This is a genomic window from Lysobacter sp. ISL-50 (assembly GCF_018612875.1).
Taxonomy (GTDB): domain Bacteria; phylum Pseudomonadota; class Gammaproteobacteria; order Xanthomonadales; family Xanthomonadaceae; genus Lysobacter.
Genome location: NZ_JAGGRI010000007.1, coordinates 79,096 through 100,085, shown reverse-complemented (window position 1 = coordinate 100,085; position 20,990 = coordinate 79,096). Strand labels below are relative to the sequence as shown.

Annotated in this window: 20 protein-coding genes; 10 read left to right on the top strand and 10 right to left on the bottom strand. The window is 67.6% G+C overall.

The features are described 5' to 3' along the window. Nucleotides 1–86 precede the first annotated feature (86 nt). Complete coding sequence (locus tag J7J50_RS05030; protein WP_215056390.1) at nt 87–737, bottom strand: NAD(P)-dependent oxidoreductase; 651 nt, start codon at nt 735–737, stop codon at nt 87–89. 82 nt (nt 738–819) lie between these two features. On the opposite strand from J7J50_RS05030, the gene J7J50_RS05025 reads away from it, so the two are divergent. After that, nucleotides 820–1,722: a LysR family transcriptional regulator gene (locus J7J50_RS05025; RefSeq protein WP_215056389.1), complete on the top strand. Its 903-nt coding sequence runs from the start codon at nt 820–822 to the stop codon at nt 1,720–1,722. 132 nt (nt 1,723–1,854) lie between these two features. On the opposite strand, the gene J7J50_RS05020 is transcribed toward J7J50_RS05025, so the two are convergent. Both J7J50_RS05020 and J7J50_RS05015 read right to left on the bottom strand, forming a co-directional pair. After that, nucleotides 1,855–2,751, bottom strand: coding sequence for a cyclase family protein (locus J7J50_RS05020; RefSeq protein WP_343222433.1), 897 nt, complete (start codon nt 2,749–2,751; stop codon nt 1,855–1,857). Between the two features lie 172 nt (nt 2,752–2,923). Continuing rightward, nucleotides 2,924–3,829: a DMT family transporter gene (locus J7J50_RS05015; RefSeq protein ID WP_215056569.1), complete on the bottom strand. Its 906-nt coding sequence runs from the start codon at nt 3,827–3,829 to the stop codon at nt 2,924–2,926. Nucleotides 3,830–4,252: 423 nt separating this feature from the next. On the opposite strand from J7J50_RS05015, the gene J7J50_RS05010 reads away from it, so the two are divergent. Then, nucleotides 4,253–5,137, top strand: a complete 885-nt coding sequence (locus J7J50_RS05010) for a LysR substrate-binding domain-containing protein (RefSeq protein WP_215056388.1) — start codon at nt 4,253–4,255, stop codon at nt 5,135–5,137. A gap of 233 nt (nt 5,138–5,370) precedes the next feature. Here J7J50_RS05010 and J7J50_RS05005 read toward each other — a convergent pair whose 3' ends face one another. From J7J50_RS05005 to J7J50_RS04995, 3 genes are all read right to left on the bottom strand, one after another. Beyond that, complete coding sequence (locus J7J50_RS05005) at nt 5,371–5,748, bottom strand: TfoX/Sxy family protein (RefSeq protein WP_215056387.1); 378 nt, start codon at nt 5,746–5,748, stop codon at nt 5,371–5,373. A gap of 28 nt (nt 5,749–5,776) precedes the next feature. Beyond that, complete coding sequence (locus tag J7J50_RS05000; protein ID WP_215056386.1) at nt 5,777–8,227, bottom strand: TonB-dependent receptor; 2,451 nt, start codon at nt 8,225–8,227, stop codon at nt 5,777–5,779. A 411-nt stretch (nt 8,228–8,638) separates the two neighbouring features. Beyond that, nucleotides 8,639–10,048, bottom strand: coding sequence for a M1 family metallopeptidase (locus J7J50_RS04995; protein ID WP_215056384.1), 1,410 nt, complete (start codon nt 10,046–10,048; stop codon nt 8,639–8,641). A gap of 561 nt (nt 10,049–10,609) precedes the next feature. Between J7J50_RS04995 and J7J50_RS04990 the strand changes: the two genes are divergently transcribed. Beyond that, complete coding sequence (locus J7J50_RS04990; RefSeq protein ID WP_215056382.1) at nt 10,610–11,809, top strand: glycoside hydrolase family 64 protein; 1,200 nt, start codon at nt 10,610–10,612, stop codon at nt 11,807–11,809. Nucleotides 11,810–12,001: 192 nt separating this feature from the next. Further along, nucleotides 12,002–12,397 carry a DoxX family protein gene (locus tag J7J50_RS04985; RefSeq protein ID WP_215056380.1) on the top strand — a complete coding sequence of 132 codons (396 nt, stop codon included), beginning with the start codon at nt 12,002–12,004 and terminating at the stop codon, nt 12,395–12,397. 248 nt (nt 12,398–12,645) lie between these two features. On the opposite strand, the gene J7J50_RS04980 is transcribed toward J7J50_RS04985, so the two are convergent. After that, nucleotides 12,646–13,557 (bottom strand): SGNH/GDSL hydrolase family protein, encoded by a 912-nt coding sequence (locus J7J50_RS04980; RefSeq protein ID WP_215056379.1) that lies wholly within the window; start codon nt 13,555–13,557, stop codon nt 12,646–12,648. Nucleotides 13,558–13,572: 15 nt separating this feature from the next. Here J7J50_RS04980 and J7J50_RS04975 point away from each other — a divergent pair, with 15 nt between their 5' ends. Next, a complete protein-coding gene (locus tag J7J50_RS04975) occupies nt 13,573–13,725 on the top strand; it encodes a hypothetical protein (RefSeq protein WP_215056377.1) in 153 nt (50 codons plus the stop codon). Between the two features lie 75 nt (nt 13,726–13,800). Here J7J50_RS04975 and dbpA read toward each other — a convergent pair whose 3' ends face one another. Beyond that, a complete protein-coding gene (gene dbpA / locus J7J50_RS04970; protein ID WP_215056376.1) occupies nt 13,801–15,201 on the bottom strand; it encodes an ATP-dependent RNA helicase DbpA in 1,401 nt (466 codons plus the stop codon). A gap of 208 nt (nt 15,202–15,409) precedes the next feature. Here dbpA and J7J50_RS04965 point away from each other — a divergent pair, with 208 nt between their 5' ends. From J7J50_RS04965 to J7J50_RS04950, 4 genes are all read left to right on the top strand, one after another. Further along, nucleotides 15,410–15,979, top strand: a complete 570-nt coding sequence (locus tag J7J50_RS04965) for a hypothetical protein (protein WP_215056375.1) — start codon at nt 15,410–15,412, stop codon at nt 15,977–15,979. A gap of 100 nt (nt 15,980–16,079) precedes the next feature. Then, nucleotides 16,080–16,565 carry a GreA/GreB family elongation factor gene (locus J7J50_RS25255; RefSeq protein WP_215056373.1) on the top strand — a complete coding sequence of 162 codons (486 nt, stop codon included), beginning with the start codon at nt 16,080–16,082 and terminating at the stop codon, nt 16,563–16,565. Between the two features lie 240 nt (nt 16,566–16,805). Further along, the gene (locus J7J50_RS04955) at nt 16,806–17,792 is read left to right on the top strand and encodes an acyl-CoA desaturase (protein WP_215056372.1); all 987 of its coding nucleotides are present in this window, start codon (nt 16,806–16,808) and stop codon (nt 17,790–17,792) included. Beyond that, the gene (locus J7J50_RS04950) at nt 17,789–18,874 is read left to right on the top strand and encodes an SRPBCC family protein (protein ID WP_215056371.1); all 1,086 of its coding nucleotides are present in this window, start codon (nt 17,789–17,791) and stop codon (nt 18,872–18,874) included. The genes J7J50_RS04955 and J7J50_RS04950 overlap by 4 nt, the downstream gene beginning before the upstream one ends. Nucleotides 18,875–18,892: 18 nt before the next feature. On the opposite strand, the gene J7J50_RS04945 is transcribed toward J7J50_RS04950, so the two are convergent. Next, on the bottom strand, nt 18,893–19,207 hold the full coding sequence (locus tag J7J50_RS04945; protein WP_215056369.1) for a metalloregulator ArsR/SmtB family transcription factor: 315 nt from the start codon (nt 19,205–19,207) through the stop codon (nt 18,893–18,895). Nucleotides 19,208–19,490: 283 nt separating this feature from the next. Further along, on the bottom strand, nt 19,491–20,510 hold the full coding sequence (locus J7J50_RS04940) for a fatty acid desaturase (protein WP_215056368.1): 1,020 nt from the start codon (nt 20,508–20,510) through the stop codon (nt 19,491–19,493). 155 nt (nt 20,511–20,665) lie between these two features. On the opposite strand from J7J50_RS04940, the gene J7J50_RS04935 reads away from it, so the two are divergent. Then, on the top strand, nt 20,666–20,989 hold the full coding sequence (locus tag J7J50_RS04935) for a GIY-YIG nuclease family protein (protein ID WP_215056367.1): 324 nt from the start codon (nt 20,666–20,668) through the stop codon (nt 20,987–20,989). The last annotated feature ends 1 nt before the right edge of the window (nt 20,990 follow it).

Here is a 20,990-nt window from a genome sequence, read left to right as displayed (position 1 = left end):
GCGTTCGCGGGAATGACGGTCTGGAGAGGAAACGAAAACCGAACCAGGCAGCGGGCGCTATCCGCCCGCCGCCATCAATCCTTCGCTCAATACGCCACGGTAAACCGCTTGCGCGAATGCGCCGGCTGCTCCAGCTCATCGATCAGCGCGACCGCGTAATCCTGTACCGAAACATTGCTCTCGCCCTTGTCATCGACCAGCAGTTGATCGCCGCCGATGCGGAAGCGGCCGCTGCGCTCGCCCGGCACCAGGTGCGCGGCCGGGGACAGGAAGCTCCAGTCCAGTTCGCGCTCGCCGCGCAGCGTGTTCAACACCGTGCGCATCGCTTCGGCGCCGCCGCGGTATTGCTCCGGGAAACCGGGCTGATCGAGCACCTGCTGACCGGGCGAGACCTCCAGGCTGCCGGCGCCGCCGACCACCAACAGGCGCGGCACCGAGGCCTGCTTCAGGCCGGCGACGATCTGCGCGTAACCGGCGACCGTATCGGCGCCGAGATTCGGGTTGCTCCAGCCACCGGCGTTGAACGAGGCGATCACCGCCTCGTGGTCGCGCACCAGTTCGGCGACCTTGGCCGGGTCGCCGCCGTCGATGGCCGCCGTCTTGGCGGTCAGGCCGGCGTGGGCCGGCAGCGAGGCGGTGTCGCGGGCCACGGCGGTGACGCGGTGGCCACGGCTCAGGGCTTCTTCGAGCACGGCGCGGCCGACGTAGCCGGTGGCGCCGATCAGGACGATGTTCATGGGTGACTCCAGTGAGGTGAGGACGGGATATAGTTTGCCCACTTAAAGACCCGGCGATAATCCGGCCACGGAAGCTATAACCATGAAGCTGGACTTCACGATAGACCGCCTCAAGCGCATGGCCCTGTTCGCCCGCGTGGTCGAGCTGGGCTCGATGAGCGCGGCCGCGCGCGAGCTGGACATGACCCCCTCGGCGGTCAGCCAGCAACTGCGCCAGCTGGAGAGCGAAACCGGCGTGGTGCTGCTGCATCGATCCACCCGCAAGCTGACCACCACCGAGATCGGCCAGGCCTATTACGAGGATTGCGCGGCGATGCTGCACGCCGCGCGCAACGCCGACGGGCGCCTGGGCGATCTGCGCGACACGCCGCGCGGCGAATTGCGGGTCGCGGTGCCGGTGGGTTTCGCCTCGCACCTCGCGCCGGCGCTGGCGCCGTTGCTGCGCGCGTACCCGGAGTTGTCGCTGCGCGTGTTCGCCGACGACCGGCAGATCGACCTGATCGCCGAGCGCATCGATCTGGCGATCCGGGTCGGGCGTCTGTCGGACTCCAACCTGATCGCGCGGCGCATGGCCGAATGGCGGCACCTGCTGGTGGCCTCGGCGGCCTACGCGCGCGAACACGGCCTGCCGGCGACGCCGGAGGAGTTGTCGCAGCATCCGATGCTGATCCTCAGCGTGCTCAATCAGCCCGAGTACGTGGAGCTGTATCGCGACGGCGAACCGTCGCGGCGCGTGCGCGTGAGCGGACGCATCGTCAGCAACAGCTCGCGCACAGTGAAGGAGATGATGCTGCAGGACCTGGGCATCGTGCGCCTGCCCGAGCCCGATGCGACCCCGTTGCTGGCCGACGGCCGCGCCGTGCTGGTGTTGCCGGACTGGACGATGCCGCCGCTGGGCGTGTTCGCGGTGACCGCGCAGCGCGATGCGCAGCCGGCGAAGGTGAGGATGGCGATCGCGGCGTTGCAGGAGTATTTGCGGCGGTGAGTTTCGAATGATCTGACCGAAAAGCATCGGGGCTGAAGCCCCTCCCACAAAAGACTTCGCGGCCACGAGGTTTATTGTAGGAGGGGCTTCAGCCCCGATGCTCTTCGATCAGCACCCACGCGCCCCCAAAGATCACCCGACAAACTTCGCCAAAGCCCGCACCGGAAACGTCCCCATGCCCTTCACCTTCGGCGGCACCGCGCTGAAGCTGAAACCCTCATCCGGCAATGCAGCCAGATTGCGCAAGTGTTCGACGATCAGAATCCCGGCGCCGAGCAAGGTCGAATGCACCGGCCGGCTCTTGCCGCGCGTGTCGTCGATATTCACCGAATCGATCCCGACCAGCTTGACCCCGCAATCGCGCAGCCACACCGCCGCCGATTCGGTCAGAAACGGATGGTCCACGCCATAGACCGCGGTGGCGAAATGCACGTCCCAGCCGGTATGCACCAGCACCGCGCGGCCGCGCAGCTCCAGATCGCGGAAATAGGTGTCGTCGATCGCGCGCACGTCCGCCGCGACCCGCACCACGATCGCATCGAGGTCGGCGCAGTCTTCCGCGCCGATTTCGGACAAGTCCTTGCCGTCGGCGTAGCGATGCGAAGGGCAGTCGATGTAGGTGCCGGTGTTGGCGACCATGTCGATGCGTCCGATCTGGAACTCGGTGCCCTCTTCGTAAATGTCGCGCGAGCGTTCGCGGCTGAGGTAATCGCAGATATGCGCCGGCGGCATGCCCGGATAGGTGACCAGCCCGTCTTCGATGGTATGGCTCAGATCGATATAGCGGATGCTGCCGCTTTCGATCGCACCGGCCTTGCGCTTGTGCGCTTCGACCAGGATGCGCTTGTTGAGGATGCGCGCCGGGCCGACCATCAACAGGCGAAGATCGCGCACGATGTAGTCGATCAGTTCGGCATCGCTGATGTCGTCGCCGTCGATGTCGAGGCGGAAGCCTTGGCCTTGCAGGCCGCCGCCGTTGCTGAATTCGATGTCGAAGTCGAATTGGACGCGGTGTTGGATGGGGGACACGTGAGGCTCCGAGTAAGGCTTTTGCCCGTCATTCCCGCGAACGCGGGCTCCGCTTCACTTCGGCGGAGCCCGCGTTCGCGGGAATGAGAGGTACGCGGGAATTGCCGAATGAAAAAGGCGCGGCACAGCGGCATCCACCTGATGCCATGAAGATGCCGTCGTCGGCAGAGGCCTACTTGGCCGCCCGCTGACTCAACGCCACGCTGCCCAAAATCAACATCGCCGCGACGACCATCGTCACCGTCAGCGGCTCGCCCAGCAGCATCCAGCCCCAGGCCACGCCGAACAGCGGCACCAGATAAGTCACCGCGACCGCGCGGGCGGCGCCGATGCGCTGGATCAGGCGGTAGTACATGACGAAGGCGATGCCGGTGCAGACCACGCCCAGCATCGACGCGGAGAACCACGACTTGGCCGGGATCGCATGATCGGGCCAGTGGGCGATCGCGAACGGCAGGATCAGCAGCGCCGAGGTGCCCAGCGTCGCTGCCGCGACCGCGGCCGCCGGCAGGCCGGTGAGCTGGCGCCGCACCAGGTTGGCGCCGATGCCGTACAAGAACGCGGCCGAACAGCCGGCGGCGACCGCCCAGCCGATGCTGGCGCCGGCGGTCTTGCCGCTGGCCAGCACCACCACGCCGGCGAAACCGGCGAGCAAGGCGATCGCGCGCTTGCCGCCGATCTTCTCGCCGAAGAACAGGAACCCGACCAGGGCGGTGAACAGCACCGCCATCGAATTGGTGATCGCGCCGATGCCGGCCGGCGCGCGCTGCGCGGCCCAGGCGAACAGGATGAAGGGAATCGCCGAGTTGATCAGGCCGATCAACGCGAGCTTGGCCCAGATCGCGCCCTTGAACGAAGCGCGCGCCTTCCACAGGAACGGCAGCAGGATCAGCGCGCCCAGGCCCAGGCGCATCTCCACCAGCGGCACCGCGCCGAAATCTTTCGCCGCCACGCGCATGAACAGGAACGATGAGCCCCAGATCGCGCCGAGGATGGTCAGCTCCAGCGGCGTGCGCCAGGACTGTGCGGCCGCCGTTTCGCTCGAAGGCGTGGCGGTGGGTTGCGATTCGGCGGGCATGCGGAGCGTTTGCGACGTACTCATCTCGACCTCGCGAGCGACGGTGGCGGAACGACCGGAGCGTGGGGGCGCCGGCTGGCGAATCTGGGTGCAGCATGCCGCGATCGGGGCGGCGGGAATATCCGTAACCGGTCCGGCCCGGGATGCGCGAACCGGCGCGTCCGCTTGCGGATTTCATCCATCGCGCCGGGCCGGTGAAGCGGCCTGTCGCGATCCGTTCCTGTCCGCCGGGCATGGCGCTTGCCTCGTGTCGCCGCGGGCCGGCCACAGGCCGTTTCGACACCGCCGCGACCGCCTGCGAACGCCAGCGATACGGCCCGTAGCGACAATCTGGCTTTTCCCTCCCCGCTATTCTGACTGGCCGCCAAACCCAGACAAGCGCATACTTTCGAACCTAGCCACAAATTTAATTTAAGGCTCGACATGGCCCTCAGAGCAGACTGGCTACCGGCCCTGGCGGCGTTCGAAGCCGCCGCGCGCCACCAGAATTTCGCCCATGCCGCCGAAGAGCTGCATCTGACCGCCAGCGCGATCAGCCATCACGTGCGCAAACTCGAAAGCCGGCTCGGCCTGAGCCTGTTCCAGCGACATGCGCGCGGGGTGGCGTTGACCGACCAGGGCCGCCAGCTCGCCGACGCCGCCGGCACCGCCCTGGCCGACATGGACGGCGTGTTGCGCAGCCTGCGTCTGGCGCGCGAAGAGCGTGATCGCGTGCGCATCACCACCCTGCATTCGCTGGCCTACATCTGGCTGTTGCCGCGCCTGAACCAGTTCACCCGTGCGCACCCGCAAATCCAGCTCAGCGTCGATACCGAGATCGCGCTGACCCGCTTCGACGACAGCGGCCCCGACATCGGCATCCGCCACGGCGCCGGCCATTGGCCGGGGCTGACCGCGCACCATCTGATGGACGATGCCTTGTTCCCGGTGGCCTCGCCCAACCTGCCGGGCGTCGAGCAGATCACCGAGCCGGCGCAGATCGCCGAGATGCCGTTGATCGCCGATCAGGCCCGGCAGGGTTGGCACGACTGGTTCCGCGCCGCCGACGTGCACGGGCGCAAGCTGGAAGAGCGTTACATCTTCAGCAACACCACCGACGCGATGATGGCGGCGGCGCAAGGCATCGGCGTGGCGTTGGCGCGCGAGCAGATCGTGGGGCCGTATCTGCGCTCGGGGCAGTTGATCCGCCTGCCGGGGCCGTCGATGCCGGCGCGCTGGGGGTATTACGCGATCTATCCGTCGCACCGGCGTTTGCGGGCGACGGCGCAGACGTTTCTGGATTGGTTGTTGGCGGTGGAGAAGGGCTGATCTGCGAGTCCGAGACCTGCGCGCCAACTTTGCCCCCTTTGAAAAAGGGGGCGGGCGCCCGGCGAGAATCGGCTTCCGACTAAACCGCAGCGCGGGGGATTTGCTCTTCGCTTTGCTTCGCACTGAAGCAAAAGCGAATCCCCCCTGCCCCCCTTTTTCAAAGGGGGGAGGCGGTTGGAGGGTGGGTTTGGGGTCTGGAGGGATTTCGGCTTCGGGTCGCTGCGTGGGCCCGCTTACCGCGCCCCACCCCGCCGCTTGGTCGAACGCGGCCGCTTTACCGGCGCCGCATTCGCCTTGCGCAACGCCGCCTCGAACGCCAACCTGAGCCACGGCTTCATATCCTGCGGCGAATCCATCGCCGCCTCCGGCACCGACCAATAACTGGTCGGCACCGTCTCGCCGCGCCGCGTGTACATGAAAGGCCCGCTGCCGGCCGCGCGGAACCGTTCCTGCGTGTCCGCGTCGGTCTTCAGATACAGCACCTCGGCCGACACCAGTCCGATTATCACGCCGTCGTGGTAGACGCCATGAGCGCCGAACATCCGGCGCGCGCTCAGCGCGCCGAAGTCCGAAGCCAGATCCTGCAGATGGGCGATCAGGTCGTTGCTCATGGCCGCGATCGTATCGCCATCGCCGCGATCAGAACTTATGCCACAGGCGCACGAAATACGAAGCACCGTTCAAGCCGAACTGCACGCTGTCGAAGATATGGCCGTTGTCGGTTTCGTCCGGGTTCTGCCGGGTCGGCTTGACGTTGAGCAGGTTGGCGCCGCCGACGGTCAGCTTGGTGTTGTCGCTGAAGGCGTAAGTCACGCTCAGATCGACCGAGCTCTTGGCCTTGTAGTGCGCGTTCGGCACGCCGCCGGCGGTGCCCGAGAACGTGCCCAGGGTCTGCGGCCCGAAGTAGATCAGCTTGAGGTTGCCGTCCCAGGCGCCGCGCGACAGGTCGAAGCCGAGCACGGCCTTGGACTTGGGCGCGCCCTGCTCGATGAACAAACGCTCGCGCTCGGACAACAACACGTCTTCGCGGCCGACCAGCGCCGGCGGCGCGTGGATGGCGTTGACCTTGGTGCGGTTGAGGTTCAAGGCGAAGAAGGTGCCGAGCTTGAAGTCGTTGCCCAGTTCGCGCTCGTTGTTGAAGGTGAAGTCCACGCCTTCGGTGCGGGTATCGACCGAATTGACGAAGAACTGCGCCTGGCCGACGCCGAGCGAATCCAGGATCGAGCCGATGGTCGGATCGGTGGTGTCGAAGCGGCCGCTGAGCACGATGCGGTCGTCGATGTCGATGCGATACGCGTCCAGGGTCAGCGAAGTGTCGGCGGTCGGCGACCAGGTCAGGCCGAGGGTGTAGTTGCGCGACTTCTCCTTGGTCAGCAGCGGCAGGCCGGCGGCGTTGGCGATGGTGCCGCCGTTGGGCGCGATCACCACGTCCACCGGTTCGCCGTTGACGAAGTCGGTGATGGTCGAGGAGAAATACTTCTGCTGCAGCGACGGCGCGCGGAAACCGGTGCTGGCCGAGGCGCGGAACATCAGCGTATCGGTAGCGCGGAAACCGGCGGCGAGCTTGCCGGTGGTGGTCTTGCCGAAGTCGCTGTAGTCCTCGTAGCGCAGCGCCACGCCGGCGGTGAAGCGCTCGGTGAAGTCGGCTTCCACGTCGGCGTAGGCCGACCAGCTGTCGCGGCTGTGAGCGCCGGCATCGGCCGGCTGGAAGCCCGGGAAGCCCTGGCTGCCGGCGTTGCCGCCTTCGCCGACGCCGTCGGCGTCGATGTAGGAACCCGGCTCGCCGGCGAAGATCTTGTACTTCTCGTCGCGCCGTTCCAGGCCGAAGGCGACGTTGAGGCCCTTGAATATCTGATCGTAGAAACGGTTGACGTCGAAGTTGATCGTGTTCTGCTCGAACGAGAAACCGCCGGCGTCGAAGCTGCGCGCGCTCACGCCCTTGCCGCCGCCCAGCAGGTCGAGATTGGCGATGGACGCGTTGAGGGTGTTGTTGATGGTGTAGCGCAACTTGTTGTAGCCGTAGGTGTAGGACAGGTCGGCGTTCCACTCGCCCATCGCCCAGCGCAGGCCGAGGATGCCGAAGCGGTCGTCGATCTCGCCGTCGATGAAGGGCACGAAGCCGTCGGGATACATCGCCGCCGAGTTGCGCGAGGGGATGTCTTCCGAGCCCAGGCCGTCGCGCGCGAACGCGGCCGAGGACGCGTCGCGGCGCTGCACGCCGAGGGTGAAGTACAGGTCGACGTTCTCGGCCAGCGGCTTGTCGCCGTTGAGGAACAAGGTCTCGTTGCGGATCTTGGAGTCGCCGATGATGCGCGGGCTGCCGGCCGGCTCGGAGCGGTCGGAGCGGCCGCGGTCCTGCCATTCGCCGGTGATGCCGAGGCTGCCGTCGCTGCCCAGGCCGAAGCCGCAGTAGGCGGTGGCCAGCCAGTTTTCGCCGTCGCCCTTGGAGTACTGGCCGTAGCCGGCGACCGCTTCGCAACCCTTGCGCTTCTTCAGCGAGATGTTCATGACCCCGGCGATGGCGTCGGAGCCGTACTGCGCGGCGGCGCCGTCGCGCAGGATCTCGACGCTGTCGATCGCCATCAGCGGAATGGTGTTGAGGTCGGTGCCGGTGTTGCCGCGGTTGCGCGCGCCGAACAGGTTCAGCAGCGCGGTGGTGTGGTGGCGCTTGCCGTTGACCAGCACCAGGGTCTGGTCCGAACCCAGGCCGCGCAGCGCGGCCGAATCGACCAGGTCGGCGCCGTCGGCGCCGCTCTGGCGGGTGGAGTTGAACGCGGGCGCGGTGTATTGCAGCGACTGGGCGAGGTCGAACTGCGCGCCCTCTTCCACGGTCTTGGCCATCGGCAGCACATCGACCGGCGAGATCGAGGTGGTGTCCGAGGAGCGCTGGCTGCGGCGCGAACCCAGCACCGATACCGTCTCGAGCGTGCGCGCCTCGCTCGCCGGCGCGGGCGCCGCGTCCTGGGCGGCGTCCTGGGCCAGTGCGCTGCCGGCGAACAGGCTGCCTCCGAGCCATAACGCGCAATGGACCGCGCGGAACAAGCCGGCGCGGTGCAGGCGGGCGCGGGGGGCGAGACGGGGCTGGGTCATAGCGGAATCCTTGCTGGTCTGGCGGGGCGATCCCCCTAGCCTAAAGCCAAGACACCCGTTCGTGCACAGTGGCCGGACCGGAACTGTGAAAGGAAGCGTGCGGGTGGTGGCGGTCCTGGGGGCGGCCGGACGGCGCGGCGCGCGGGGAAGCGCGGGGGATTTGCTCTCGCGAACCGTTGCCCCCTTTGAAAAAGGGGGCGGGCGCCCGACGCGAGATGGTTCCAGATTGAACCTCGCGGCGCGGGGGATTTGCTTTGGCTTTGCGGTGGCGGATTCAAGCGAAGAGCGAATCCCCCCAGCCCCCCTTTTTCAAAGGGGGGAGACGTCGGGCTTCAAAGGGTGAAGCTATCTGGCGTTATCGATGGGGCGCGCAGAAGCAATGCATGAGACTTCGACAGCTACCGGCACCGGCTACTTCGCCGGCACATCCACCTTCGCCGCCCCCGCCTCGCTCTTGAGCGGCACGTTCTCCGCCGACTCCACCCAACGCGCGAAGAAGCTCCCCAGATCGCGCCCGCTCGCGCGCTCCATCGCCGCGCGGAAATCCGCGGTCACCACCGAGTGGCCGTAATAAGCCCGGGTGTAAGCGCGAATGCCGCGCCAGAACGCGCGCTCGCCCAGTTCCTCGCGCAGCACGTGCAGCACGTAGGCGCCCTTCTGGTAAACCACGGCGCGATCGTCGGCGCTGGGTTTGTTCCAGCTCGCGTATACCAGCGCATGGTCCTTGCCGCTTTCGCGCAACTTGTCCACGCGCCGCTTCCAGGCGTCCACCCGTTCGCGATACGCCGCATCGCCGAAGCGATGCTGCAGGTACGCGGCCGCCATGAAATTGGCGAAGCCCTCGTTGAGCCAGAAATGGCTCCAGTCGCGGCTGGTGACCATGTTGCCCCACCACTGATGCGCCAACTCGTGCGCGATCAGCGATTCGTTCTCGGGCTTTTCCAGCACTTCGCGGCCGTAGGCTTCCGACATCAGCGAGAAGCCGTCGAGTTCCTGGCCGATGGTCTTCGCCACCAGCGCCTGGGTGTAGTCGCCGCGATAACGGATGCCGGCGCGGCGGCCGAAGAACCGCATCATGTCGGCGCTGTCGGCGAACACGCGGCGCAATTGCGCGGCCTGCAGATCGGCGGAGAGAAACCGCAGGGCGCCGTTTTCGCCGGTGGCGCCGGCCTCGACGTAACGTCCGGCGGCGAAGCCGTAGACGTAGCTCGGCATCGCCATGTCCTGGCGCCAGCGATACGAATCGCGGCGGCCGCCCAGCGCCGACTTGGCCACCAGCCGGCCGTTGCCGACCGCCTTGAGGCCGCTGGGCACGGTCAAGGTCAGGTCCAGGCTCGCGCGCTCGGACGGCGCGTCGATGCACACCAGCCATTGGCTGGTGGAGAAGATCGTGTAGACCTCGCCGCGCTCGGGATGGAATTCCAGGCCGTAGCGCGGTGCGCCGCGGTAAGCGATGTCGATCTCGTGACGCTCGCCGGCCGCGCCGGGCTTGGGCAGTCGCACGCGCAGACGCTGCTCGACCTTCTCGAAATTCAGCGCCTGCCCGCGTTCGCCGACCCGCTCGATGTCCAGATCGCCGGCATCGAACTCCAACTGCTGCGCGCCGTCGCTGCGCAAGGCCAGGCGGATCGACACCTGCCCGCGCAGGCTCTTGGCGCCGATGTCCGGTTCGATGCGCGCGGTGTAATGCAGCACGTCGAGATTGGCGCCGGCGCGCGCGGCGCCCTGCGCCAACGCGGAACCCGCCGCGCAGCCGCACGCGAGCGCCAGCGCCGCGGCGGCGATGCGGCGGCGCAACGAAGAAACTGCGGATTGGTTCAACGGCTGATGCATCGGTGATTCGTCCTGCCCCACGCGCCGCGCGACGCGCTCCTGTAACGATCGGTCCCGCCGCGACCGCCGGAACCGGCGAAGCGTGCGCGGCCTGCGCGTGATCCGCGCGAGCGGACCGGCCATGCGCAGATGATCGCCGATCCGGCGCCCAGGCCGAAACCCGCGCGTTGTCAGCCATTCGTACTAGGTTGGGTGTGACGTGCGCGAACCGGCAGATCGGGTAAAGCTCCGCCGCGGCCGCGCGCGGGTTCGGGCCCGCCGCGCGCGCGCGATCGCGCGCGAAGCCGCATTCAGGCGCTTTTCGCGCCGCAGTGCAGCATCGCGGGCGCTGCCGGTTCTGCGCCCACGGTCACTGACAGCGCTGTCATACATAGGACAAGGTGCGGGCCGTGGACGCCGGCGCGCGGACGATCGCGGCGCGGGCGCTCACGCCCTTCCCTGCAAGCCAGTCGCCTTCTGCAAGGCCCTGCCGCGGCACGAAGCCGCCGGACCATCACGGTCCGAAGCCCTGACGGATCGCCATCGCTTGCCCAGCTCAGGAGCTCAACGATGGTCACTCGCCGTAGTTTTCTCGGCGCCTCCGCGGCCGCACTCGCCGCCGGCGTCGCCAGCCCGCTGATATCGCGCCAGGCCTTCGCGGCCACGCCGGCGCGTTTCAACCTCGCCCTGGTCAACGCCTCGGGGCAGAACACCGCGTATGCCTACGTGGTCGGTTTGTCCAACGACCGGCCGTTCTTCGTGCGCGCCGACGGCGGCAGCTATTTCCCGCCCTCGCCGTCGTCGCCGGTGACGCCGTTGGGTCAGGACTGCGCGATCGCGCTCGGCGGGCAGGGCTCGACCACGCGGGTGTCGGTGCCGCGCATGTACGGCGCGCGCATCTACCTGGTCACCGGCAGCAAGCTCAATTTCTACGTGAATCCCGGCCCGGCCGTGGTTCATCCCAGCTTTCTCAACACCAGCGATACCAACTTCCAGAAGAACTGGACCTTCGCCGAATTCACCTTCAACGAGTTCGAGCTGTTCTCGAACATCAGCTACGTCGATTTCGTCGCCGCGCCGCTGAGCCTGTCGCTGCGCTCGCTGTCGGGCCGCAGCGAAACGGTTCCGGGGCTGCCGGCCGGCTCGCTGGACCCGATCTGCTATTCGCTGCAGCAACAGGCCTCGCAGGAAGGTTCGGCCTGGGATTCGCTGATCCAGCGCGGCAGCGACGGCCGCAACCTGCGTGCGATGAGCGCGCACTATCAGGCCAGCCGCTTCCAGAATTATCTCAGCGGCTATATCAACTCGGTCTGGAGCAAATACGCCTCCAACACTTTGACCGTGGATACCCAGTCGGGCTTCGGCGTGCTGACCGCGCGCGTCGGCGGCGACGGCCTGCTGCGCTTCAACAACGGCGAGACCTTCGCCCGTCCCAGCACCGCCGACGTGCTCAGCTGCGACAGCGGTCCCTTCAGCCTGGCCGGCGCCAGCGAGGTGCGCAAGGCGATCATCCCGCGCCTGGCCGCGGCCTTGAACCGCACCACTCTGCTCGACAATGCCAACCAGCCGCAGGGCGAAGTCGCCAGCCGGTTCTATCGCAACGCCCAGACCAATCACTACGCGCGGCTGGTGCACGAGCGCCTGCCGGACAATCGCGGCTACGCCTTCCCCTACGACGACGTGGCGCCGAGCGGCGGCCAGGATTTCAGCGGCGCGGCACGTTCGGGCGATCCGGATACCTTGACGGTCACCTTGCGCGCCTTGCGTTGAGGTTCGCGCGGCGGGCGCCTGGCGCGTCCGCCGCGTCCGCCGCGTCCGCCGCGTCCGCCGCTTCCGCAGCGTCCGCCGGCTCGCCGATCCGGCGGGCGCGGGCTGCGTTCCGACCGGCGGCGACGGCTTCACGGGGCGTGTTCGCGGCGAAGATTTATCCTGCAGGCCTCGCCCGCTTTCGCAGGAATCGCCATGAACGCCGACCGATACCAGGACCTGGGCAAGCTGCTGCTGCGCCTGACCTTGGGCGCGCTGATCCTGCTGCACGGCGTGTCCAAGTTGCGCGGCGGCACCGAGGCCATCGTCGGCCTGGTACAGGCGCACGGGCTGCCGGGCTTTCTCGGCTACGGCGTGCTGATCGGCGAAGTGCTGGCGCCGCTGCTGCTGATTTTGGGCTGGCATGCGCGCGTCGGCGCGGCGCTGATCGCCGGCAACATGCTGGTGGCGCTGGCGCTGGTGCATCTGGGTCAGTTGGGCGAGCTCAACAAGGAAGGCGGCTGGGCCATCGAGCTGCAGGCGATGTTCCTGGGCACCGCGGTCGCCATCGCGCTGCTGGGGCCGGGGCGGTACGGCCTCAACGGCAAGTAACAACCGATGCGGAACTTCCGCCGGATTTTGTAGGAGGGGCTTCAGCCCCGATGCTTTTCGATCAGAGCCGGATAAATTTCACCGCGATCCGAGCCAAGAGCGTCGGGGCTGAAGCCCCTCCCACAAAAGACCTTGCGATGCCGGGCGGCTTGAGGCTTTCGTTCGTTATCTGATCGGAAGGCATCGGGGCTGAAGCCCCTCCTACAAAAGACCTCGCCGGGTCGCGGCGGCTCGAACGCTGCGTTCTCTCACGGTCGAATCGCGGCCGGCGATGCCGGCGCCGAGGCGTCGCGCGGATTCAATCGCTCCGGAACCGATGCGAAAAACAACCCGGCCAGCCGCTCGGCCAGCGCCTCGCCGATCACGCGCGCGCCTTCGTGGTTCAGATGAAACTGGTCGTAGAACAGATCGGCGCGCCCGGCGAATTCGTTTTCAAGATCGATGCATGCCCGACCGGCGGCTGCGCAATAGCTACGGGTGTTGGCGTTGACCGCGCGGCGTTTGGCCGACAGTTCCTCGAACCAGGTGCCGCGCGCGATCGCGTAGTCATCGCGGCCGCGGTGCGCGAACGTCGCGAACGCCAGCGGCAGGCCGAAGCGATCGCAGGTCTCGCCGATCAGTTCCAGCATGCGCGTGCGGTCGGACAAATCCATCGCGACCAAGGGCTCGACCGCGCCCGGCGGCGGCTCGGGTTCGCACTTCAGCGGGTTCAGATAAGCATCGCGCGACCAGAATCCGCCGGATTTCAACGACACGTCGATGTCGATCACGCCATTGAGAATCACCAGCGCGCGCGGCCGCAGCGGCACGATCTTGGCCAGGATCATGTTCAGCAGATGCAGGCTGGTCGTCCCCGACGCGCCGCCGTTGCGGACCCGGGCGACGATGCCGCGACGGCGCAGCGCGAGTTCGCAGCGATCGCTCAGGCGGCGGCCTTCCTGCAGGAACATGCATTCCACGACGCTGTCGCCCAGCACGATGATGTCGTCATCGCCGGGCGCATGCTCGAAACCGCTGGCGATGAAGCCATCGGCATCGGTGCGGAAACGCACGGTGTCGGCGCCGAGCGTCGGGTCCGATCGTTCGATCGCGCCTGCGTCGGGCGTGCGCTGCACATCGATCCCGATGCCCCATTCCTTCAAACGTATCGCTCTGCGCATCTCACGGCCCCGGTGATGGCGACGATGATCCGCATCGCCGTCGCACGATGCGTGCGCGGCGGCGCCCGCCGCGAAGATCGTCGGCGGATATTCTGGATGCGCGTAACCGCCGTCAAGCGCGGCGCGGACGCTGCTAAGCGTCGCTACGCAACGCTTGAGTTCTTTTGATGCACGCGATGTTTATGCGATGCGCACGACAACCACATCGGGCGCATCGAACGCCTCGCAAGCGCGAGGCGTGATTCAGACCCGATTGACCCGGAACTTGCGTCCCTTGATCTTGCCTTCGCGCAAACGCGCCAGCGCCGCCGCGGCCTGGGAGGTCGCGACGGCGACGTAGGAACGCGTGGCGTAGACGTTGATCTTGCCGACCGCGTCGGCCTTGAGGCCGGCGTCGCCGGTCAGCGCGCCGAGGATGTCGCCGGGACGCAGTTTGTCGGTCTTGCCCGCGTCGATGCGCAAGGTCGCCATCGGCGCGGCCGGGGCGTTCCTGGCTTTGCCGCTCAGCGGTTCGGCGCGCCGCCATTGCAGCGGCGCGCCCTGCATTTGCTCGATCTGCTGGGCGCGGCCGGTTTCGCGCGGACCGCACAGGCTCAGCGCGACGCCGCCGCGGCCGGCGCGGCCGGTGCGGCCGATGCGGTGCACGTAGACGTCCGGATCGGTCGGCAGGTCGTAGTTGACCACCGCGCCGAGGTCTTCCACATCGAGTCCGCGCGCGGCCACGTCGCTGGCGACCAGCACGTTGCAGCTGCGGTTGGCGAAACGCACCAGCACTTCGTCGCGATCGCGCTGTTCCATTTCGCCGTGCAGGGCCAGCGCGGTGAAGCCGTAGTGGCTGAGCGAGCCGACCACTTCCTCGGTGTCCTTGCGCATGTTGCAGAACACCACGCACGAATCGGGCCGGTATTCGAGCAGCAGCGCGCCCAGCAGCGGGGTTTTCTTGGCCGGATCGACTTCGTAGAAGTACTGCTCGATCCGCGGCGCGCTGCTCTGGCCTTCGACCGTGACCTCGACCGGTTCGCGCATCGCGGCGCGGGCCAGTTCGCGGATCGCGTCGGGGAAGGTCGCCGAGAACAGCAGGCTCTGGCGGTTCTTCGGCGTCTTGGCGACGATTTCGCGCATGGGTTCTTCGAAGCCCATGTCGAGCATGCGGTCGGCTTCGTCGAACACCAGCGTGCGCACGCCGTCGAGCTTCAACGCTTTCTTGCGCAGCAACTCCTGCAGGCGGCCGGGCGTGCCGACCACGACGTGCGGCGCGTGTTCCAGCGACGCCAGCTGCGGCCCCAGGGCCATGCCGCCGCACAGCACGGAGACTTTCAGATTCGGGATCGCGAAGGCCAGCTTGCGCAGCTGGTTGCCGACCTGATCGGCCAGCTCGCGGGTCGGGCACAGCACCAGGGCCTGGGTGCGGATCGCGGCCGGGTCCAGCGCCTGCAGCAGGCCCAGGCCGAAGGCGGCGGTCTTGCCGCTGCCGGTCGGCGCCTGCGCGATCAGGTCGCGGCCGTCCAGGATCGCCGGCAGCGCGCGCGCCTGCACCGGGGTCATGACCGTGTAGCCGAGCGCGGCCACGCCCTGCAGCAGGGCGGGACTCAGGGAAAGGGTGTCGAATGCGGCGGTGCCGGCCGGGGTCGTGGGCAGATTCATGCGCCATGATCGCAGCTTCGGGGCACGGGCACACGGGAAGCACTGGCCGGCGCGGCCGATTCCCGCGCCGGCGAAGCCCTCGCGCATGGCCGCCGCAGCCGCTCGCGCTGCGTCGATCCTTCGCCCGCGAGCGCGGCGCCCCGCGCTCGCCCTATGCTGTCGCGGTACCGTCGCCAAGCCGCCTCACCGCATCCGCAGGGAGACCGTCATGGAGCAGTTCCTGCATATCCGCGTCCTGCTCGGCATCGTGCTGGGACTGGCCATCACCACCTTGCTCAAGGGCCTGGCCCGCTTCGTCCAGCACCCCGGCCGCGATCGGGTGTACTGGGTGCATATCGGCTGGGCGCTGTCGATGTTCACCTTGCTCGCGCACTTCTGGTGGTGGGAATTCCGCCTGGTCCATCTGAGCCAGTGGAGCTTCGTCGCCTTCGCCTTCTTGATCGTGTACGTGGTGGTGCTGTTCCTGCTGTGCACCTTGCTGTTCCCGGACGACATCGGCGATTACGAGGGCTGGCGCGATTATTTCCTGTCGCGGCGCGGCTGGTTCTTCGGGATCATGGCCCTGTCCTACGTGATCGATTTCGGCGATACGCTGATCAAGGGCAAGCGCTATTTCGAAGCCTTCGGCCTGGAGTATCCGCTGCGCAATCTGGCCTACGTGACGCTGTGCCTGATCGCCATGCGCACCCGCTCGGAGCGCTTCCACAAAGGCTTCGTCGCCGCCAGCGTGGTGTATCAGTTGTCGTGGATCTACCGGCTGTACGATTTCGTCGAATGAGTTGCGGCCAAGTTGCGCACAGTAACGGCGCGGCTGCGCTCACTCGCCGGCAACGCCGTTTGTCCTACATTGGTCGGATGCCCGATCACACTGCCCCTGCGTGAGCCGCGCTTTCGTCAAGGAAGGCGACGGCGACGAGAACGCCGGCGACCTGCCGGAGTTGCCGATCAGCGAGCACCCCAACTACGTGACGCCGCGCGGCATGGCCTTGCTGCGTTCGCGCCTGGACGACGCGGTCCGCCGCGTCGGCGCGCTGGATGCCGACGCCCGGCTCGAACGCGCCCATATCGAACGCGAGATGCGCTGGTTGCAGGCGCGCATCCTCGGCGCGATCACCATCGCGCCCGAACGCCAGCCGGCCGACCGCGTCGCCTTCGGCGCGCGGGTCGAACTGGTCGATGACGACGGCCGGGAGTATCGCTATCGCGTGGTCGGCGAGGACGAGGCCGATCCCGAGCACGGCCTGATCAGCTGGGTCTCGCCGCTGGCGCGCGCGCTGCACGGCGCGCGCGTGGGCGACAGCGCGCTGTGGAAACGGCCGGCCGGCGATTTGAGCGTGGAAGTGCTGGCGATCGAGTACGGCTGATCGCGCGATGGCGCCGCGGCGGTCGATGGGCCGCGCGCGCAAACGGCCGGCGCGCCGACCGCGCCCGCGTCGCCATCTGCCTCCGAACGAATCCGCGTCATGCCTCGACGCCGACCGCTCGTCGGCCCAGGCTTGACGCGCGGGCGCCATCGGCCGAATTATTTAGCAAATTAGTTAATTGCTGAATACATACGGATCGCGGCAATACGCCGCTCGCGGGCCCGCCACCAGGGAGAGGTCATGAACGCATTACCCGAAAGCCTGAAGTCGCATCGCGTCCAGTCCCTGGCCGATCAGGCGGCGTCGGTGCGCAGCGTCAGCCACGGTCTGGTCGCTTGGGAACCGGTGCGCTCGCTGTGGTTGAGCGGCATGGCGCTCGGCGCGAGCGTCGGCGGCGCGCTGACCTTCACCTGGGCGGCGTTCGCGCTGTTCGCGGTCTCCACCGCGCTGGTGCTGCTGCTCGGCCATTCGGTCGGCATGCACCGCAAGCTGATCCACGACAGCTTCGCCTGCCCGAAGTGGCTGGAATACCTGCTGGTGTATTGCGGCGTGCAGGTCGGCCTGGCCGGGCCGATCGGGCTGGTGCGCACTCACGATCTGCGCGATTACGCCCAGCGCCTGCCCGCCTGCCACGACTACCTCAGCCATCGCCGGCCGTTCGCGGTCGACGCGTGGTGGCAACTGCACTGCCGGTTGCATCTGCTCGATCCGCCGCAAATCCGCATCGAAGCGCGCATCGCCGACGACCGTTTCTATCGTTTCCTGCAACGCACCTGGATGCTGCAGCACCTGCCGTGGGCGCTGGCGTTCTTCGCCATCGGCGGCTGGGGCTGGGTGTTCTGGGGCGTGTGCGCACGGGTGACCGCGGGCGTGTTCGGGCATTGGCTGGTCGGCTACTTCGCCCATAACCACGGCGGCATGCATCATGAAGTGCGCGGCGCCGCGGTGCAGGGCCGCAACGTGCGCTTCATGTCGTTGCTGACCATGGGCGAGTGCTGGCATAACAATCATCATGCCTTTCCCGGTTCGTCCAGGCTCGGTCTGTATGCGGGCGAATGGGATCCGGGCTGGTGGTTTCTGCGCGGTTGCGAACGGCTCGGCCTGGTGCGCGATCTGCGCTTGCCGGAAGATCTGCCGCCGCGCGAGGAACTGCATCGGCTCGACCCGCACGCGCCGCCCGCGCGCGCGGCCGCTTCTCATCCGCTACTCACGCGTGCCGCCCCATGAGCCAGACGCCGTTCGATCCTTCGATTCCGCCGCCGCTGCCGCCGTCGGCGCAGCCGCGATCCGTCGCACCGCAACCCTCGCAGCAACAGCCGCCGCCTGCGCCGCTCACCAGCGTGCTGCGCGCGGCCCTGATCGGCGCCGTGCCGGTCGTCGGCGGCGGCCTGATCGGCTTGGCGCTGCGCCTGGCCTTCGACGGCAATCCCGGCACCACGTTCGCGACCATGCTGTGGATCTTCATCCTGCTCGCGCCGTTCGCGGTCGGCGCGGCCACGGTCTATCTGGCCGAACGAATCCGCGCGCGCAGCACCGCGTACCACTTCTTCATGCCGATGCTCAGCGTCTGCCTGTGCCTGCTCGGCAGCATGGTCGCGATGCTGGAAGGCGCGATCTGCGTGCTGCTGATCGCGCCGGTGTTCGCGGTGATGAGCGCGGTCGGCGGCATCGTCATGGGCGTGATCTGCCGCGCCGCCGGCTGGTCGAAGACGCCGACGGTCTACAGCTTCGTCGCCCTGCCCATCGTGCTGGCCCTGCTCGGCGTCGGCCAGGACGAGCCGCGGCGCTTCGAGCATGTGGAACGCAAGGTGCTGATCCAGGCGCCGGCGGCGGCGGTGTGGAAGGTGCTGCTCGACGCCGACCACATCCGCGCGGACGAGGTCGATCGCGCCTGGATGTACCGCATCGGCGTGCCCACCCCGCTGGCCGGGCTCACCCACGAAACCCCGACCGGCCTGGTCCGCGAGGTGCGCATGGGCAAGGGCATCCACTTCCGGCAGATGTCGGCCGACTGGCGCCCGCAGCGCTACGTGCACTGGCAATACAAGTTCGAGGAAGATTCGGTGCCGGCCGGCGCGCTCGACGATCACGTCCGCATCGGCGGCGACTACTTCGATCTGCTCGACACGCGCTACACCCTGACGCCGCGCGGCGACGCCACCGAGTTGAGCATCCGCATGGACTATCGGGTCAGCACCGGCTTCAACTGGTACACGGTGCCGCTGGCGGATGGGCTGATCGGGAATTTCAGCGAGGTGATCCTGCAGTTCTATCGCCACCGCGCCGAGGCGCCGGCGTCGGCCGGCTGAGCGCGCGCGGCGAGCGAATCAGCCGGCCGCCTTCTTGGCGCGCCGGCTTTCGCGCTTGAGCGGGCCGCCGACCGGGCAGATCTCGAAGGCGAACTGGCTCAGGGTGTTGACCAGGTTGTCCGGCACCAGCTTGTAGACCACGAACTGGCCGCGGCGCTCGCTGCTGATCAGGCCGGCGTTGACCAGCACCGACAGATGGCGCGAGATCGCCGGCGCGCTCATGTCGAAGCGCGCGGCGATGTCGCCGGCGCTGAGCTCGCGTTCGGACAGGAAGGCCAGGATCTGCCGTCGCGGCGAGGAAGCCAGGGCTTCGAAGATCTTGTCCTGCATCATGGGGCACCGCCGCGGTCGGGCTGGGCGCCGAGGATCGGCGCGGGTGCGGGTATAGTGATGCTTATTTAACTAAAATGCTAATTGTCGTGCGGGACGGGTGACGGCCGGACGTAATTAGGGTAGCGAGCCGGCGACATTCAGGCGACTGCAAGGCCGTCAATGGCTCGGAGTACCTCGCCCTCCCGGCCCAAACGCATAGCGTTTGGGCGTTCGCGGACGCGCGAGCCGATGGCTCGCAAGCCGCGTCCGCTCACCCCACCAGCGGGAGAGGGGGAATCGAGGGTCAGGCGCGGGCCCGCTTCGGGAAACCCACCATCCGCTGCAATTCCTCATCCCACAGCTTCATGCGCGCGCACTTGAGGCTGGACCACAGGGTCAGCCGCGGCGCGGCCTGCAGCAGCGGGCTGGACTCGAAGGCCTCGCGCAGACGGTAGTTGGGAATGCGGCTGGCCAGATGGTGGATGTGGTGGTAGCCGATGTTGCCGGTGAACCAATGCACGATGCCCGGCAGGTCGTAGTAGGAGCTGCCGGCGATCGCCGCCTCGTGCGAGTCCCATTCGCCCTTGCGGGTCCAGTAGGCGTCTTCGAAGGTGTGCTGCACATAGAACAGCCACACGCCGGCGGCGCCGGCGAACAGCACGATCGGCAGATGCACCATGAACACCGTATGCCAGCCGATCGCGAAGCCCATCGCCAGGATGGTCACCGCCAGCGCGAGGTTGTTGAACAGCACGCTCGCCCACTCGCGCTTCCAGGTGAAGGGCAGGTCGAACGGGAAGCGATGCTTGATCACGAACTGGTACACCGGGCCGACGCCCAGCAGCACCGGGATGCTGCGGTACAGGCGATAGCTCAGGCGGCCGAGCCAGGAGCGCGCGCGGTATTCGGCGACGGTCAGGGTCTCGATGTCGCCCATCTCGCGGCGGTCGAGGTTGCCGGAGGTACCGTGGTGGATGGCGTGGGTCTTCTTCCAGTAGCCGTACGGGAACAAGGTCACCAGGCCCAGGCAGCGCCCGACCATGTCGTTGGCGCGGCTGCTGGCGAAGAACGAGCCGTGTCCGCAGTCGTGCTGGATGATGAAGGTGCGCACGTACAGGCCGGCGGTCGGCAGCGCCATCAGCAAGGTCCAGCCGTAACCCCAATGGCCGATCACGCTCCAGGCCATCAGCGCCCACATCGCCGCGAACGGAACCAGCGTGTTGATGAGCTGCCAGACGGCCCGTCCGAGTTGAGGCTTGGCGAAACGCGCGCAAAGCTGACGCAGGTTGGCAACGGAGGTTTGCGGTTCGGCGTCGGCGTTCAAGCGGCAACTCCTGGAAGGAGGCTCATTGTGGTGAGCCCAACAAGACTAGGCAATGACGTTCGTGGGCGTATGGTTGTGATGAACGGCGGATTCGCGACAAGCGCCACCTTCCGGACCACGCTGCGCCGAGGGCGTTCAGCCGCTAGGCTAGCGCCATGTCGCCCTGGTTCGTCTATGTCATCGAATGCCGCGACGGCAGTCTCTACACCGGCATTGCCGTCGATGTGGAGCGCCGTTACGCCGAACACGTCGCCGGCAAGGGCGCGCGTTACACGCGCTCACACCCGCCGGCACAGCTTCTTGCCCGATTCCCCCACCCCGACCGGTCTTCGGCCCTGCGCGCCGAGTATGCGATCAAGCAACTGACGGCGTCGGCCAAACGAGCCTTGTGCGCCGGCGCGGCGGCCGCCGAGGCGGCCACCGAGGCGAGCACGGACGCGCCCGCCGATCCGGTCCAGGCGGACACCGCCTGCGTCTGAA